This window comes from Populibacterium corticicola, from assembly GCF_042683685.1.
GTDB classification, from domain to species: Bacteria; Actinomycetota; Actinomycetes; order Actinomycetales; family Cellulomonadaceae; genus Timonella; species Timonella corticicola.
Window position 1 is genome coordinate 44,524 of the sequence record NZ_JBHUOP010000007.1, and the last position, 17,158, is coordinate 61,681.

The 17,158-nt window shown below is 60.1% G+C and carries 14 protein-coding genes; 8 read left to right on the forward strand and 6 right to left on the reverse strand.

Translation table 11 applies throughout. From position 1 onward, the window contains the following. Positions 1-322 precede the first annotated feature (322 nt). The 4 genes from ACFSYH_RS13655 to ACFSYH_RS13670 all read right to left on the reverse strand — a co-directional run bounded on the left by ACFSYH_RS13655 (position 323) and on the right by ACFSYH_RS13670 (position 4,928). A complete protein-coding gene (locus ACFSYH_RS13655; protein ID WP_377467757.1) occupies positions 323-472 on the reverse strand; it encodes a hypothetical protein in 150 nt (49 codons plus the stop codon). A gap of 745 nt (positions 473-1,217) precedes the next feature. Further along, complete coding sequence (locus ACFSYH_RS13660; RefSeq protein ID WP_377467759.1) at positions 1,218-2,183, reverse strand: MaoC family dehydratase; 966 nt, start codon at positions 2,181-2,183, stop codon at positions 1,218-1,220. Beyond that, on the reverse strand, positions 2,183-3,550 hold the full coding sequence (locus tag ACFSYH_RS13665; RefSeq protein ID WP_377467761.1) for a 3-oxoacyl-ACP reductase: 1,368 nt from the start codon (positions 3,548-3,550) through the stop codon (positions 2,183-2,185). Before ACFSYH_RS13665 ends, ACFSYH_RS13660 begins: the two co-directional genes overlap by 1 nt. Positions 3,551-3,563: 13 nt before the next feature. Then, the gene (locus ACFSYH_RS13670) at positions 3,564-4,928 is read right to left on the reverse strand and encodes an acetyl-CoA C-acetyltransferase (protein ID WP_377467763.1); all 1,365 of its coding nucleotides are present in this window, start codon (positions 4,926-4,928) and stop codon (positions 3,564-3,566) included. Positions 4,929-5,045: 117 nt separating this feature from the next. Between ACFSYH_RS13670 and ACFSYH_RS13675 the strand changes: the two genes are divergently transcribed. The 6 genes from ACFSYH_RS13675 to ACFSYH_RS13700 all read left to right on the forward strand — a co-directional run bounded on the left by ACFSYH_RS13675 (position 5,046) and on the right by ACFSYH_RS13700 (position 11,879). Next, positions 5,046-5,666, forward strand: a complete 621-nt coding sequence (locus tag ACFSYH_RS13675) for a TetR family transcriptional regulator (RefSeq protein WP_377467765.1) — start codon at positions 5,046-5,048, stop codon at positions 5,664-5,666. Next, complete coding sequence (locus ACFSYH_RS13680) at positions 5,663-7,744, forward strand: acyl-CoA dehydrogenase family protein (RefSeq protein WP_377467767.1); 2,082 nt, start codon at positions 5,663-5,665, stop codon at positions 7,742-7,744. Before ACFSYH_RS13675 ends, ACFSYH_RS13680 begins: the two co-directional genes overlap by 4 nt. 327 nt (positions 7,745-8,071) lie before the next feature. Next, positions 8,072-9,469 (forward strand): hemolysin family protein, encoded by a 1,398-nt coding sequence (locus ACFSYH_RS13685; protein WP_377467769.1) that lies wholly within the window; start codon positions 8,072-8,074, stop codon positions 9,467-9,469. Next, positions 9,466-10,506, forward strand: a complete 1,041-nt coding sequence (locus tag ACFSYH_RS13690; RefSeq protein WP_377467771.1) for a hemolysin family protein — start codon at positions 9,466-9,468, stop codon at positions 10,504-10,506. The genes ACFSYH_RS13685 and ACFSYH_RS13690 overlap by 4 nt, the downstream gene beginning before the upstream one ends. Before the next feature lie 504 nt (positions 10,507-11,010). Beyond that, positions 11,011-11,292 carry a TM2 domain-containing protein gene (locus ACFSYH_RS13695; RefSeq protein WP_377467773.1) on the forward strand — a complete coding sequence of 94 codons (282 nt, stop codon included), beginning with the start codon at positions 11,011-11,013 and terminating at the stop codon, positions 11,290-11,292. 155 nt (positions 11,293-11,447) lie between these two features. Next, positions 11,448-11,879: a TM2 domain-containing protein gene (locus ACFSYH_RS13700; protein ID WP_377467775.1), complete on the forward strand. Its 432-nt coding sequence runs from the start codon at positions 11,448-11,450 to the stop codon at positions 11,877-11,879. 13 nt (positions 11,880-11,892) lie between these two features. Here the strand turns inward: ACFSYH_RS13700 and ACFSYH_RS13705 are convergent, their stop codons facing one another. Together ACFSYH_RS13705 and ACFSYH_RS13710 are read right to left on the reverse strand one after the other, a co-directional pair. Next, positions 11,893-12,705, reverse strand: a complete 813-nt coding sequence (locus ACFSYH_RS13705; protein ID WP_377467778.1) for a DUF2599 domain-containing protein — start codon at positions 12,703-12,705, stop codon at positions 11,893-11,895. Between the two features lie 89 nt (positions 12,706-12,794). Then, a complete protein-coding gene (locus ACFSYH_RS13710) occupies positions 12,795-13,820 on the reverse strand; it encodes a LacI family DNA-binding transcriptional regulator (RefSeq protein WP_377467780.1) in 1,026 nt (341 codons plus the stop codon). A 164-nt stretch (positions 13,821-13,984) separates the two neighbouring features. On the opposite strand from ACFSYH_RS13710, the gene ACFSYH_RS13715 reads away from it, so the two are divergent. Further along, on the forward strand, positions 13,985-15,643 hold the full coding sequence (locus ACFSYH_RS13715) for a glycoside hydrolase family 13 protein (protein WP_377467783.1): 1,659 nt from the start codon (positions 13,985-13,987) through the stop codon (positions 15,641-15,643). 174 nt (positions 15,644-15,817) lie between these two features. Further along, a complete protein-coding gene (locus ACFSYH_RS13720) occupies positions 15,818-17,101 on the forward strand; it encodes an extracellular solute-binding protein (protein WP_377467786.1) in 1,284 nt (427 codons plus the stop codon). Positions 17,102-17,158 lie beyond the last annotated feature (57 nt).

Below are 17,158 nucleotides of genomic sequence, written 5' to 3' on the forward strand. Positions count from 1 at the left end.
TTGTGCGATCTCCTCGAAATGCCTTAATGTATTCCGGCTAATGATCTTGAAAAGATCAGCCGTGCATTACTGCTGAATACCTAAGAGCATGGATCGAAATGCTTATGCGAATCGAACCGAGGAGAACGCCTGGGGTTCATTGCTGTGAACCAAGAGAGGGCCTCCTTTCGATCGAACTTCGGCCCAAAACGCGCCGGACCCTGCAATGGGTGGGACGCGGTTTAAGCCCTGACAAGAACTAGAGTATTGCGCGGAAGATAACTCGTCCACTGATTTTCTGACCAGTGTAAATAGAGCATCAGCGGTGAGGTGGATCCGGCAATTACGTGCGTGGCAGAGGTGGCGCGATTTCGAGCCATTGAACTCGTGTAGCCTCGGTGCTCTCAGCTAGGAGTTCGGCGCGCAGATGCTTGCGCTGCGCGAGTTTTCTGCGAACCTGCTGTTCAGGGCGCAAAGAAGTGAAGATTGACATGGTGCTTACCCAATCGAAGTGGTGGTGAATCGTAAGTTTGTGTGTTGATCCAACGCCGCTTCGCGGATGCGCAGCACCTTAGAAGTGGGGGATCCTAACGGTTGCCGCGATGTACGAAGTGCGTGCGTCGACCATGGGGTGCCTTAGCCTGATTAATTCGACGTGCGGTAGGCATGCCGCCCTTGGCTAACTTTTTTCCACGTGTAGTCACAAGAATTCCCCCTTTCGGATTGTTTGACGCGGGTGTTTTTCCGCTGTTGTTGTGGACGTTCTCGTCCATGTAAAGACCCTAAGTGGGGGCAAGTGCAGACTTCCAGTTATTTTCACATTGGGTATAAAAATGGGGGCCGCTCATCAATTGATGAGTGACCCCCGTTTCATGGAAAAGCCTAGACAGTCAGTGGTTTTATCGCATCTGAGAAGTGCAACTTGGAACTCTTGCTGTTCCATCCAGTGAACTCCACTGTCTCACGTTAAGCGTGCCGCGCTCGGCTCAGCCGAGCTGGGTCGCGAGGTGACGCGCACACCGAGCCGACTCGTCGTCAATCTGAACCCACAGACACCAACCCAAAATAGGTGTATGGGTTTTGTCTTGTGCGTGAGTGTCCGGACCACTGTTAGAGAAGAAAAAACCTATACGCCTACGTGCCCAAGCGATGTTGCGGCTCCGTCGGCACTGTTGCACTAAAAAAGGGTGACAGCGCCGACAGGGCCGCAACCTCGAATCTACTGGTTGGCGGAAGTGTCAGGTCAGTGGTTTTATCGCACCGGAGAAGTGCAGTTTGGAACTCTTTCCGTTCCATCCAGTGAACTCTACGGTCTCGCCATCTAAACGGTGGATCGCTACGGCAACCTTGCTCGGCAGTAGGACTGGTTTGGCAAAATCGACATCCCACACGTAACTTTCTCCGTGCAGCCCGCGCGCTTCGGCAAGAGCTCGGGCAGCGGTGTACATGCCGTGGGCGATAGCGCGCGGGAACCCGAACGCTTTGGCCGAGAGCGCGGACATGTGGATGGGGTTTCGGTCCCCGGAGATAGCCGCGTAGTCGCGTCCAACGCCGGCGCCGAGATTCCATTGGGCGGTGGGGAAACCCGGCACAAACTCCGCGCGTTCAATAGGATCCACACCGCGCCCGCGCAGGTACTTCCCCTTCGCGAGGTAGGTTGACGTGCCGCGCCACACAACCGAGCCCGTGATCTGTACCTCAACCACCAGTTCCACGGAAGTTCCCTTGGCATGACCGGCGAGATTCTGTGCCCAGGCGAATACTTCGCATTCCTCGTCTGCCCGAATTGTGCGAGCGACCTCGACCCGGTTCGACAGGTGCACCATCCCCATGAGCGGGAGCGGAAACTCTGGCGCAACCATGAGGGCCATTGCCACGGGAAACGCAGTCACCTGCGTGAAGCCCGCAGGAACCTCATCGGTGTGCGGCAGGCTGAACAGGCTCTGATAGCGCGCAAGCAACTCGGCGTCGAACCGCACCCCGCGTGCAGCGTAGGTAACGTCCGGCAGCGAGAGCGTCTCGGCCTTAACCGTGGGGTTTGAATCCCCGAAAACCCCGAGCGGAAGCACCTTGCCCACGGCCTCGCGCACGGCAGCACCAGACGGTACGAGGGCCTTGCCGTAGAGCGACCCTAGTCCTGGGACGCTGGGCAAAATGGTGACCGACTCGGGCCTATCAGCGGGGTACAGAGCAGCGGAGCACATCAGGCACCCACCAGGTTCTGGCCGCACACACGGATCGTGATGCCGCTGATACCACCGGACGCAGGCGAGGCAAGGAACGCGATCGTCTCGGCCACGTCAACCGGCTGGCCGCCCTGCTGCAGGGAGTTCAAGCGCCGGGCAACCTCGCGGGTGGCGAGCGGAATCTTTGCGGTCATCTTGGTTTCGATGAACCCGGGCGCTACAGCGTTCGCGGTTCCATCGACTGCTTCGAGCAGCGGTGAGGTTGCGGCAACCATCGCGACAACACCGGCCTTGGATGCACCGTAGTTGGTTTGCCCGCGGTTGCCCGCGATACCGGAGGTCGAGGCGAGCGAAACGATGCGTGGCGCGTCCTTGAAGTGCTCGGATGCGAGGAACGCCTCGTTCATCCGCAACTGCGACTCAATGTTGACCGCGATGACCGAATCCCACCGAGCATCGTCCATGTTGGCGAGCAATTTGTCGCGAGTGATTCCGGCGTTGTGCACCACGATGTCCAAGCCGCCATGACGGCCAACAGCGTGTTCGATGATGCGTGCACCCGCATCATCGGCGGTCACATCGAGTTGCAGTGCGGTGCCCTTGATCTCGTTGGCCACGCGGGCGAGTGAGTCACCGGCAGCAGGAATATCGACCGCCACGACCTTAGCGCCATCACGCGCAAGAGTCTTGGCAATGGCGGCACCGATTCCCTGCGCAGCACCTGTCACAACAGCGACTTTGCCTGCGAGCGGCTGGTTCCAGTTGGCGGGAGCAGTTCCAGCGTCCCGCTTCACACGCACAACCTGGCCGTCCACGAACGCCGACTTCGGCGAGAGGAAAAAGCGCAGAGCGCTCAGCACGGAGGTGCTGGTAACCGGGGTGTCGTCGGCAATCTCGAGGGCGTTTGCGGTCGCGCCCGACCGCAGTTCCTTACCCAGCGAACGCATTGTGCCGAGCACGCCCTGGCGTGCGGCGGCGACCGCTGGGATTGCCGACGAGTCGGCTGGGCGGGTGACGAACAGGACGCGTCCGCTCGGGGCTAGGGAGCGCAGTTGCGAGCCCAGCGTACGCACGGACTCGGACAGGTCCGCAGGGGTGGACAGCGAGGTCAGCACAACGACGATGGCTCCCCAGCGCACCCCGCCCGAGGTGATTGCTTGGCGGCGCACATCGATCTGTTCGCCGCTGCCGAGTCCGTCGAGCAGCAGTTCGGCGACTGCGTTGGTGTCAGCGCAGCCGGACGGACCGAGGACCAGAACCGGACTAGCGACCAGAGGTTGTCCGGGCTTGAACCGCTTGAGGCGGACCGGCTGTGGCAGGCCGAGTTTCTTTGCGAGAGTCTTGCCGAATCCGCCGCTCACGAAATCCGTGTACTTATCAGCCATGTCGAGTTCCCTTTCAGTTGGCAGATTCGATGATTGCGACTGCACCCAAACCACCGGCGGCGCAGACCGAAATCAGTGCGCGGGCGGTTGTTCCGGTTTCGGCAGCCTTCTGGTTGACGAGTTTTGCAGCGGTTGCGATGATGCGTGCACCGGTCGCGGCGAATGGGTGTCCGGCGGCAAGCGACGAACCCGCCACGTTCAACTTTGCGCGGTCCACGGTTCCGAGCGCGCCCTCAAGACCGAGTTCGGTGCGGCAGTAGTCGTCGTCCTCCCAGGCGGCGAGCGTGGTCAAGACAGTCGATGCGAAGGCCTCGTGGATTTCAAAGAAGTCGATGTCCTCAAGCGTCAATCCGTTGCGTCCCAGCAGAACCGGAACGGCGTGTGCGGGAGCCATGAGCAAACCCTCGTGGCCGTGCACGAAGTCCACCGCTGCGGTCTGCGCGTCCACGAAACGTGCGAGCACAGGGAGGTTGCGCTCGGACGCCCAGTCGCGGGATGCGACCAAGACGGCGGAAGCTCCATCGGACAGCGGAGTCGAGTTTGCTGCGGTCATCGTTGCCGGGGTGCTCAGCGTCTTGCCGAACACCGGTGCGAGTGAGCCGAGCTTTTCCAGGGTTGATTCTGGGCGCAGGTTCTGGTCCCGGGTCAGTCCCTTGAACGGAGTGATCAGGTCATCAAACAGGCCCCGGTCGTAGGCGCGGGCGAGGTTCTGGTGCGAGTTGAAGGCAAGTTCGTCCTGGGCCTCGCGGCTGATACCCCACTTGGCGGTGGTGATTGCCTGGTGTTCACCCATGGACAGGCCGGTGCGTGGTTCATCGGTGCGCGGGGTTGCGGGAGCGAGATCCGCAGGGCGGACTGTGGACAGTGCCTTGAGGCGCTGGCCGAGAGTCTTTGCGTGCGAGGCCTTCAGCAGGGCGGTGCGCAGACCGTCTGAGACTGCGATGGGGGCATCGGACACGGTGTCCGTGCCTCCGGCGATCGCGGAGTCGATCTGGCCGAGTTGGATCTTGTTGGACACGGTGATGAAGGCTTCGAGTCCGGTTGCGCACGCCTGCTGAAGATCAAAGGCTGGAGTGGCCGGAGAAAGGGAGGAACCGAGGACGCATTCACGGGTCAGGTTGAAGTCTCTGGCATGCTTGAGAACCGAGCCGGCAACGACTTCGCCCACGGTTTCACCCTGGAGGCCAAAGCGTGCCACTAAACCATCGAGTACCGCGGTGAGTATGTCCTGGTTCGAGGCGTTGGCGTACTTGCTGCCAGCCTTGGCGAACGGGATGCGGTTTCCACCGACGATCACCGCATCGCGCAGTGAGGTGCTGGTCTTCTCTGTCGTGCTAGATGTGCGTGGATGTGCTGCCACGATGTCTCCTTGCGTCATTGCTTCAGGGTTCCTGTGGGTGCCCAATGGGGGAAGGGGACTTTTGTCCGTTGCGTTCCCCTCGAGAACACTCATGAAATCTTTATAGAACTCAGAGTACCTGATACTCTGAGTATCGTGAGTTCAGTCACAGAGAAAATCAACGATGATGGGCGCTCCACCCGATGGGACGAGCACCGCTCCGCACGGCGTCAAGAACTAGCCGTCGCGGCTCGCAAAGCTGTTCACCTCTACGGGACAGACCTCTCCATGGATGACATCGCAACCTATGCGGGAACATCCAAATCGATCGTCTACCGCTACTTCGTGGACAAAAGTGGACTACAACGTGCCGTGTCAGAAGCGGTCATGCAGGACATCCGCGAAACACTGCGCGAAGCGGTGACGACCGCCCCCACCCCACTTCAATCCGTTCGAGCGATGGTTGCGACCTACCTCGAAATGATCGAACACTCTCCAAACGTCTACCACTTTGTGACGCGCGGAGCCTCCGCCCTGCCTTTCCTCGACGAAATGATCGAGGTCGCGGCAATCCCATATGCCCGTGAACACGACACCTCGCCCGCCGCCGCCTCAGCATGGGCTGCAGGGGCAGTGGGATTTGTCCAAGGCACCGGAGAATGGTGGCTCGCAAACGGCGATGCCCCCGAAAACCCCAGCAGAACCGAAATGACAGAGTCAATCACCGCATGGCTCTGGAACGGCCCCGCGGTAGCTACACAAAGGAGTGAGCCATGACAGCCGTTGATCAGACGCCAGCGACCCACCAGGTAACGGCCAAGATCGATAAGACCTACCTTGAGGACAAACTCCTCGGGCGTTGGAAGGATTTGCGTCTCATCGCGCGCGGATTCGCCCGTGATCCGCGTATCATCCGCGATCCCTCCCTCGGTATGGACGAGCACCGCGAACGAGTGCTCGAACAACTGAAGATCCTTGTCTCCGAGGCGCAAGTGCTCCGAGCCTTCCCCGAACGCCTCGGAGGAAGCGATGACTCCGGTGGAGGAATCGCCGGATTCGAGGAACTTCTCGCGGCGGACCCATCACTCCAGATCAAGGCCGGTGTGCAGTGGGGTCTGTTCTGCGCCGCGATCCACCACCTATCGACCCCAGAGCAGCAGGACCGCCTGCTCGGTGCGGCCATGCGACTTGAGGTACCCGGCGCGTTTGCCATGACCGAGATCGGTCACGGCTCCGACGTGGCCTCCATCGCCACCACCGCGACCTTCAACGAAGACAGCGGCGACTTCACACTCCACACCCCATTCCGTGCGGCATGGAAGGACTACCTCGGCAACGCTGCGCTGCACGGCCAGGCAGCGGTCGTGTTCGCGCAGCTCATCACCAAGGGCGTCAACCACGGCGTGCACGCGTTCTACGTACCCATCCGGGAGCAAAACGAAGACGGCAGCACCGGCGCGCTCCTGCAGGGAGTCTCGTCCGAGGACGACGGACTCAAAGGCGGGCTCAACGGCATCGACAACGGCCGCCTCGCGTTCGACAACGTGCGCGTACCGCGCGAGAACCTGCTCGCCCGCTATGGCGAGGTGAGCGCGGACGGAACCTACTCGTCGCCAATCGAAAGCCCCGGGCGCAGGTTCTTCACCATGCTCGGCTCACTCGTGCAAGGACGCGTCTCGCTCGACGGCGCAGCCGGAGTCGCCAGCAAAATCGCACTGACCACTGCGATCACCTACGGTAACCAGCGTCGCCAATTCAACGGCGCGAGCGACACCGAGGAAACCGTGCTGATGGACTACCAAACCCACCAGCGCAGGCTCCTGCCGCTACTCGCAGAAGTGTACGCAGGACACTTCGCGCACGACCGCCTACTCGACCTGTTCCACGCCGTGTTCTCCGAAGAGGGCATGGACACCCCAGAGTCGCGCGAGGATCTCGAAACCCTCGCCGCAACGCTCAAGCCAGTGTCCACCTGGCGTGCACTGCACGCATTGCAAACAGCACGCGAGGCATGCGGCGGAGCGGGATTCATGACCGAGAACCGACTCGTGCAACTACGCCAAGACATGGACATCTACGTCACCTTCGAAGGCGACAACACCGTTCTGCTGCAACTCGTGGGAAAGCGCCTGCTCACGGACTACGCCAAGCAGTTCAAGGGCATCACCGGCATGAACATGGCACGCTTCGTGATCGACCGCGCCGCAGACACCGTGCTCTACCGCACCCCACTCAACCGGGCCGTGCAATCCATCGCCGACACCGGACGTAGGGCACGATCCGCAAACGAGTTGCGCGATGAGGAAACCCAGCGAGAACTACTCACCGACCGCGTGGAAACCATGGTCGAAAAGGTGGCCGCAGCGCTGCGCCCAGCAGCCAAGATGAGTCAAGCCGACGGAGCCGCACTGTTCAACGAACACCAAAGCGAACTCATCGAAGCGGCCAAAGCCCACGCCGACCTCGTGCAATGGGAAGCGTTCACCAAGGCGCTGCGCGATATCGAAGACCCAGGCACCCACTCGGTTCTCGTAGCGCTCCGCGACCTGTACGCACTCAGCCGCATCGAAGCGAACCTCGCCTGGTATCTGATCAACGGACGACTCTCCACCCAGCGCGCAGAGACCGTCACCTCCTACATCAACCGCCTGCTCACCCGTCTACGCCCACATGCACAAGACCTCATCGAAGCCTTCGGTCTCGACGATGAACTCGTGCGCGCGACCATCGCAACCGGAGTGGAACAGAAGCGCCAAGATGAGGCCCGCGAGTACTATCGCAAGCAACGAGCCAGTGGAGATGCTCCCATCAGCGAAAAAACACTCGCAAAGGCAAAGAGGGCCACGAAACGTTAGGAAAGAGTTCGTCACAAAATTGTTCTAAACGCTGTTGGAACTAAATTGTTCTTGGCATAGTTATATCTACCTGAGTGTTACGAACTTACATTCGCTGCGCTGCGGTAGGTGTTTGCCTCGCGAAACCCCTACGCTGCGCTGCTTTGTTCGTAATAGAACTTCGCGCACCATGCGCACCCCGCCCGGTAGCAACCCGACTGGATGCTACCGGGCGGACCTAACTTTCAACAGAAAGGCCATAGTGGACAATCCCGGTCATAGTCCCAACCACCTCCTCTCCGCGCCGCGCAGTGATGCGACGGCCTACAGCGCCCAGGAGGTGGACCCGTGGTAATAGTCTCCATAATCATCGGACTTCTGCTTATGGCAGCCGGCGCAATGTTCGTGGCCGCCGAGTTCTCGCTTGTGACGGTCAACAAGAACAACGTCAAGGCGGCAGCAGAACAGGGAGACAAGAAAGCAGATGGCGTGCTCAAAGCACTGTCCACGCTTTCCACTCAACTTTCCGGAGCACAGCTCGGAATCACCATCACAAACCTTGGAATGGGTTTTGTGGCGGAGCCAGCCATCGCAGTGCTCATCACTCCCGTCCTTGAGGACCTTGGCATGTCCGCCACTCAAGCACGCGGAGTCTCGGTCACGCTCGCACTCGTGCTCATGACCGCACTGACCATGGTGTTCGGTGAACTTGTCCCCAAGAACCTGGCACTGGCGAAACCGCTCGAAACCGCACGTTTCGTCACGGGATTCCAGCGCGGATTCTCCAAGGCAACCGCATGGATCATCACGTTCTTCAACGGAACCGCCAACCGCGTTCTCGGATTGTTCGGCATCGAACCACAAGAGGAACTCGCATCCGCACGTTCTGCCGAAGAACTTGGGTTCCTGGTACGCCACTCGGCGCAGCAGGGAGTGCTCCCATCGCAAACCGCGCAACTCGTGGAACGCTCCCTTGCATTCGGTGAGCGCCGTGCGCACGACGCTATGACACCGCGCTCGCGGATGATGCACGTCACCAGTGCAACCACGCTCCTTGAACTGCTCGCACTAGCCAAGGAGACCGGACACTCCCGCTTCCCTGTGCTCGAACCCGGTGCGCGCGAAGTAGACGGTCTCGTGCACGTCCGCCAAGCCCTAGCTGTCCCATTCGACGAGCGCGCCACTGCGACCGTCGCGCAGGTCATGGGCGAAGCAACCCTCGTGCCCGACACCGTTGAACTCGACGACCTCATGGACACCCTGCGCGCAGGCGGACTCCAGATGGCCGTCCTGATCGACGAATCTGGAGACATCGCCGGAATCATCACCCTTGAGGACCTCGTGGAGGAACTCGTGGGCGAAGTCCGCGACGAACACGACCCAGACGGTGGTGAGATCGAATTTGTGTCCACCCACGAATGGACCGTCGACGCCTCGATTCGCCCAGACGAACTCGACGACGCGATCGACTTCGACATCCCCGAACACGAGGAATACGAGACCCTAGCAGGTCTGGTCACCCTCGAACTGGGACGTCTCGCACAACTTGGCGATACCGTCTACGTGTGCGAAGACGGACGAGTCTCCGAGGAACCATTCGACAACGAAGAGGACGGTTCGCACCCGCAATACCTGCGGCTCATCGTCACCGAACTCGACAGCTCCCGCATCGAACGCCTGCACGTCACCCAACTGGGGCAGCGCAAAGAACACCAAGGCGCCGTCAAGGAAGGTGAAGCACGATGAACCTCTGGCAAGGACTATTACTGACAGCCGGTCTGCTCGCCGCCAACGCGTTCTTTGTTGGTGCCGAGTTCGCGCTCATCGCAGCACGCCGCTCCATCATCGAGCCAAAAGCCCAAGAGGGTGGCCGCGCGGCGAAGATGACCCTGTGGGCCATCGAGAACGTGTCGTTCATGATGGCCGCAGCCCAAATGGGTATCACGCTGTTCTCACTGCTCCTCGGAGCACTCTCCGAACCGATCATCGCGCACGCGCTGGAAGGCCCGTTCGAGCAGATCGGCATCCCAGAGAACCTGGTGCACCCCGTTGCGGTCGCGATCACGCTGCTGTTCATCACCTACCTGCACGTCGTGCTCGGTGAAATGGTGCCGAAGAACATTGCGCTCGCAGGGCCAGAACGCGCTGCGCTCGTGCTTGGTCCACCGCTCGTGATCATTGCCCGGATTTTCAAGCCTGTCCTGTGGACGCTTAACGGGCTCGGTAACGCTGTTCTGCGCCTTATGAAGGTCGAACCCAAGAACGAGGTTGCCACAGTGTTCACTCAGCATGAGGTGGCAGACCTGGTTGAGGAATCGCAGGACGGCGGCATGATTTCCGAAGAAGACGAGCAACTCCTCTTGAGTGCGCTCACGTTCGAGTCTCGCTCGGTGGAGAACGTTGTGATCCCGATGGCGCAGATGCGCACCCTTCAGGAGGGCTTCACCGCGGCAGCGGCGGAGGACGTGGCCCGCAACGGTTTCTCCCGCTTCCCCGTGGTCGGTAAGAACGGTCGTCCTATCGGTTACGTGCACATCAAGGACTTCCTTGACGTTGGCGCCGCTGAACGCGACCTTCCGGTGAAACCTGAGGTCATCCGCGCGATGCCTACCCTGAACGCGGGCGACTCACTCCAGATGGTGCTCTCCACGATGCAGCGCGATGGTGCACACCTCGCGCTCGTGGATGGCCCGCACGGACTGATCGGCGTGGTCACGCTGGAGGATGTTCTCGAAGAACTGGTTGGACAGATTCGCGACGATTCGAGGGCTTCCCGCGCATAGTCACCTCATGGCGGTGGCTGGCTGAGGGCCGCGAAACCCTGACGGGTTTCGCGGCCCTCATGCGTTTGTTGGGGGTGTGGGCCGGTCTCGCTGATACAGCGCCGAGTGCGGTCGGGCATCTGCGGTAGTTGATCGATCTGGAACCAGCGTGCTCCAAGGCTCTCGCCATCAGCCGGGTAAGGATCGCCGGATACCCACTCGGACCGGAAGGTCAGGTCAATACGTGATGACAGCGGTAGCCCCCGAAAGCCACAGGGGAGTAGTACCGACCTTGTCGCGTAACGCGAGGACGAACTCTGGAATGGCCGTGTTCATCAACGTACCCGAGCCTGCAAGAAGGCTCGCGAAGACGCCACCTTCACATGTGCAGCCAGAAACGGGCTACACGCCTGGACACAAAATGTGTCTGCAATGTGAGTAGGACTATTCTCCTAGCGCCGCGGATAGGCTAACCTAATGCGCAGTGCGTACTTTCGCACCCACACCAGCTTTAAAAGGACAACAATGAGCACTCCAAACACGCAGTTTCAGCAGCCGGGTGCTGCAGGCCCTGTAGGCAGCAAATCGAAGATCGTCGCCGGAATTCTCGGAATCCTCCTTGGAGGCTTTGGCGTTCACAACTTCTATCTCGGCAAGACGCAACGTGCGGTCATCCAGATCGTCGTCACCGTCGTTACGCTCGGTGCAGGTGCTATCTGGGGCTTCGTCGAGGGCATCCTGATCCTCGTGTCGAAGCCAGGCACCGACTGGCACAAGGACGCAGAGGGCCTCGAACTCCAAGACTGAAGATGGTCTGAGGAATCAGAGTTCAGAACGCTAGGAGTCACGCCGGGCGGCCGCTTTCATGAGAGAGTGGCCGCCTTCGGTATACCTGCAGAAAATGTGTCGGAGGGCTGCGCTAATCTTTAAAGGACAAACGTGTTTACCAGCAAAGGACACTCATGAGCACGCCGAACGATCCAGCCAGTCAGACCAACCCATACGGTGGGCAGTCGGGCAACAGCGGCAACCCATACCAGAGCGGCCAACCGTATGGTGGCCCTCAGCAAGGTCAGCCCTACCAGCAGCAACCATATGGTCAGCAGGGCCCATACGGCGGACAACAGCCTCCCTATATGCAGCCGCCAACCGGCCAGAAATCCAAGATCGTTGCCGGAATCCTCGGCATCTTGCTTGGCGTTTTTGGCGTACACAACTTCTACCTGGGTAACACGGGCAAGGCGGTCGCCCAACTTCTGATCACGGTTGTCAGTGTGGGAACGCTTGCGGTGATCTCCAGCATCTGGGGTCTCGTTGAGGGTATCCTGATCCTCGTGTCAAAGCCGGGCGATCCATGGCACCGCGACGCTCGTGGTTTCGAGTTGCAGGACTGAAACTGCTTCACTCTCACGGATTGCATCGGGCTGCCAGGAGACTGAGCAGCCCGATGTCGTCATACCAGGTCTCCAGGTTCCACGTATCCTTGCTCTGCGCGCCGATAGCGTGGCACTGGAACTGGTGTTCAAGCGACTCTCCGGGATGTTCGGTCACTTCGGGCAGGTCTCGCACAACGCTGTGCCAACCATAGTCTGAGACCGCAAGCCCGCCGTTACGTGCCCAACTGCTCGGCGTGATGAACAGGCGAGGTCCTTCGCGTTCATCCACCCATCGCGCAGACTCCACTGCCGTCTCGCCGAAAAACGCGGACAGTTCGGTGTCCTCCTCGAGGTTGCTGCGCCGCGTTGCCGTGAACACAATCTGATCGGCATGGTCTACGCGCTCCCATGCCCATGCGTTTACGGGCGCACCAGGAGAGCGGGGCATGCTGATCCCCAGCACGAATGTGTCATCGATAAGCACCGCAACCGATTGGTCGACTAGGAGGCGTGTTGTCATGTCTTCGTGTTCGTCAAGTGCAATGACCAGTCCGTTGGCACTCGGCGCGGAGATCTCCAGCCCACCGCCGATGATCTCACCGGTACTTAGTCGTGGCAGATTATTCTCCCAGGTCACCGTAGCGGTTGTCGTAACCGTTCCCATTTCCGACGAAGTGGTGTCTTTGTCCGGCGCCTCACCTTCGGATGTCGTTTGGGTGCGGATCTCAGGTTCCGGCACCGCAGGTGCCGGAACCTGGGTGGACTGCCCGGCGGGCACGAGCGAACACCCTGCCAAAGCGAGAACTGGAAGGGCGGCAACCAGAATCGTCGAAAAGCGCCTCATGGCATCAACGATGCCATGGCAACCTGGCAACCCAACCGCCGAGACGCCAACTACGCGTAAGCGGCGTGCAGGTTGCGGGGACCAGTGAGTCATGTCCTCTGGGAGGTGCGAGGACTCGCCACCGAAGCACGGGTCACAAGAGAGACCTCGAGAGAGATCGGCGGGGGAGTCCCCTGCCCCTTTTCGACCTCTTGAAGGACCAAGCGCGCGGCTTCTGCGCCTTTGGCTTGAATGTCCTGCGCCACGGTGGTCAGTCCTGGAGTCACCAGCGCGCTCATCTCAATGTTGTCGAAGCCAATGACGGAGATATCCTCGGGAACCCGAACACCGGCCTCGTTCAGACCCGCGAGGATTCCGATTGCGAGGGAGTCAGCGGTTGCGAAGACCGCAGTTACGTCAGGGTGGTCCTTCCTGAGTCTGCGTCCGAGAGCCTGTCCGTCCTCATAGGAGATGAGAGTCTCCACAACTGCGATCTGACTCGGGTCAATGCCTGATGCAATGCAGGCCGATAGAAACCCCTCCCAACGTTGGCCCATCACGCCCATGCCTTCAAAGGGAGGCCCAGCGAACAGAAGTTGACTGTGCCCAGCCTCGGTGAGGCATGTTCCCGCAAGCCACCCGCCCCGCCTGTCATCGGTCCGAACCGAGATCGTGCGGGGATTCTCCGAATAGCTGTCTATCGCCACGAGGGGAACTCCGCTTACCTGAATGCGGTCGATCTGTGAATCGGCAAACTCAAGAAGGATCGCGCCGTCGAGAGCCCAACCCTTGATCGCACCGGTGATGTCAGCTTCCTTCTCGATCCCCCGGAGCAGCACGTGATAACCCTCGTGGCGTAGATGCTTCTCCAAGCCGCCGATGACCTCCACCGTATGTGGGCTCATGAGGAGGCTGTGGTCTTCTCCCACGGGCGTCAGTGCCGCGATTATGTGGGATTTTGAGGCAGCCAGACTGCGGGCAGGGAGATTGGGCACGTAGCCGAGACGATCGGCGATCTCAAGCACGCGGTGTGCCGTTGCCTCTGAGACACGTGAACGTTTCCCGTTCATGACGTTGGAGACGGTCATCAGGCTGACGCCGGCCTCACTGGCGATGTCACTCAACCGAACTGGCACGTGGGCTCCTCTTCCTAGGGTCTCGCATCTAGTGTAGCCGCTACCAGCAGCAATGATATAGCGCTAAATCTTATTTACCTGGATCTGTTGACACAGGTTTGCATGTGAGCCTAATATCGCAAGTGATATAGCGCTAAACCTATTTCATTCAAGGACGAACAACGATGTCTCGTAACGCTGAATCATCCACCGAATGCACCGAACCCCTGAACGATGACTGGTGGCGCAATGCCGTCATCTATCAGGTGTACCCACGCAGCTATGCAGACGCTGATGGGGATGGGACCGGAGACCTCAATGGGGTGCGTTCACGGTTGCCTTATCTGCAAGAACTTGGAGTCGATGCAATCTGGCTGACACCCTGGTACCAATCTCCACTCGCAGATGGTGGCTACGATGTCGCTGACTATCGGGTAATCGATCCGACCTTCGGGACGCTTGAAGACGCTGAACACCTCATTTCAGAGGCTGCGGAAATAGGTATCCGCACAATCATCGATGTGGTGCCGAACCACATTTCAGATCAGCATCGCTGGTTCCAAGAGGCACTTGACTCCCCGCCGGGTTCTCCCGAACGCTCACGGTTCTGGTTCCATCCAGGAAAGGGCCCGGGAGGGGATGAACTGCCAAATGACTGGCAGTCGAGCTTCGGGGGAGACACCTGGACTCGCACGACGAACCCTGACGGCTCACCAGGCGAGTGGTATCTGCACCTGTTCAGCGCACACCAGCCCGACCTCAACTGGAACAATCCCGACGTGTGGGAGGAACACGAGGCGGTTCTCAGGTTCTGGTTTGACCGAGGTGTCGCGGGCATTCGCATTGACTCGGCGGCAATGCCGATCAAACACCCCGACCTGCCACCGATCCCAGAGTCCCCAGCCCCAGGCGAGCATCCTCACCTCGACCGCGACGAGATTCACGACATCTATCGGGCGTGGCGCAAGGTCGCGGACTCCTACCCAGACACACGGGTGCTCGTTGGCGAGGTATGGCTGGACAACGCCGAGCGATTCGCCGCCTATCTGCGACCTGACGAGATGCACTCCGCCTTCAACTTCGACTTCATGGCGCGGCCATGGGACGCGGCGGAACTGCGCACATCGATCACGAACACCCTGCGAGACCATGCACTTGTCGATGCTCCGCCAACGTGGGTTCTCTCCAACCACGATGTGACCAGGCCTGTGACCCGCTACGGTCGAGAAGACTCGGGCTTCGCCTTCGAGGCCAAACGTTTCGGAGTGCCCACAGACCGTAAACTCGGGGAACAAAGGGCCCGAGCAGCCGCGCTGCTGACGGCAGCACTCCCCGGGACCCTGTACATCTACCAGGGCGATGAACTGGGGCTACCCGAGGTCGATGTTCCGGTAGAAGCGATTCAAGACCCCATGTACCTTCGGTCCGGGAAAGTGAATCCCGGTCGCGACGGGTGCCGGGTGCCCATCCCTTGGAGCGGTACAGCACCGCCATATGGGTTCAGCGAGGGTCGCGCCGCAGACATCTGGCTTCCGCAACCACGAGACTGGGCTGGGCTGACCGTTGAGGCCCAGAGCGAGAACCCATCCTCGATGCTCTCGCTCTATAGGCAGGCAATATCGCTCCGCAGGTCCATCCCGGAACTGCGTGGTGACGACTTTGCGTGGCTAGACACCCACACGGAGGTGATTGGATTTGTTCGCGGGAGGAGGTTCGCATCAATCACGAACTTTGGCCGCCCCATACCCCTCCCTCCTCACGAGCGAGTCCTTCTCGCCAGCACCCCGCTCACCGACGCCGGTGAGATCCCCCAGGATTCCACTGTCTGGCTGCTGATCCAGTAGCACACAGTGGTCGCGCAGCAGTCTACGTGCGCACAATTTACCAACGTTCACGGAAAGGAACGGACAATGAAGTCAATTGCACAGCGCACATCAATCGCTATGTGTGCCGCAGTTTCAGTTTCTCTTGCGCTAGTCGGGTGTTCATCGGATTCCGAGACACCCGAGACATCACCGGTGACAGAAACCGCAGACGAGGCGGTCACCATCAAGGTCTCGATCGATGCGGGGCTGGAACCTGAAGCGCGTGAGAACTTCGACGCGCGGGTCAAGGCCTTTCAGACTGCACATGAGAACATCACGGTCGAGGCGCAGGAATACACATGGACGGCAACGACGTTCACAGCGGATCTAGCAGGCGGCACTCTGCCACACGTGTTCACCATCCCGTTCACCGACGGACGTGGACTCATCGCCGCGAAGCAAATCGCCGATATCAGTGATCTTGTGGCGGAGCTTCCCTATGCGGACCAGTTCAACCCGAACGTTGCGCAGGCAGGACAGGCGGAAGACGGCGGACAGTGGGCGATTCCAATCGCCGCCTATGGACAGGCGCTGCACTACAACCGGACCCTCTTCACCGAGGCCGGCCTTGATCCAGACTCGCCTCCCGAAACCTGGGACGAGGTCCGCGAAGCAGCACGGAAGATCAGCGAAGCCACCGGCGAGACCGGTTATGCGACGATGACCTCGAGCAATACCGGTGGCTGGATTTTGACCACGCTGGTGAACGCTTTCGGGGGACACACCGAGAATGCCGACGCCACGGCACCCACGATCGCATCTGACCCAGCGGTGAAGGAGGCCCTCGAGTACTTGCGAGCGCTTCGTTGGGAGGACAACTCCATGGGCGCTAACTTCCTCTACGACTGGGGCTCGATCAACCAGGACTTTGCCTCGGGCCGAATCGGAATGTATGTGTCAGGCGGCGGAAACTACGGAAACCTGGTCACCCAGAATGCACTCAATCCAGATGACTATGGCGTGACGGTCCTACCCCTTCAGGGGGCACAGCCTGGAACCCTTGGCGGTGGCACCCTTGCGGCTGTCAGCCCGAAGGGCACACCCGCTGAACAGGCGGCAGCGGTCAAGTGGATTGACTTCTACTATCTCGGTAGGTTCACCGATGAACAGACAGCCACCGATGCCGCGAAGGTGGCGGCAGATCTTGACCAGCCTGTCGGAGCTCCCGAACTACCGCTGTTTGACCAGGAGCAATTCGACGCCTATCAGGTGTGGATTGAACCGTACGTGAATGTTCCATTGCAGCAGATGGCGCCATACACGACCAAGAGCGGGGAACAAGAGCTAATCCCCGAACCACGCGTTGCCACGCAAGACGTTTACGCGTTGCTCGATGCCGTTGTCCAGGCGGTCCTCACCAACGAGAACGCAGACATTGACGCCCTGCTCGCTCAGGTCCAGGGGCAGGCCGAATCCCTGTACTCCCAGGCCGACTAGTCGGAACCGTTGGGAACGTGCCGGGCGCTTGCGTTAAGTGCTCGGCACGTCTGCCCA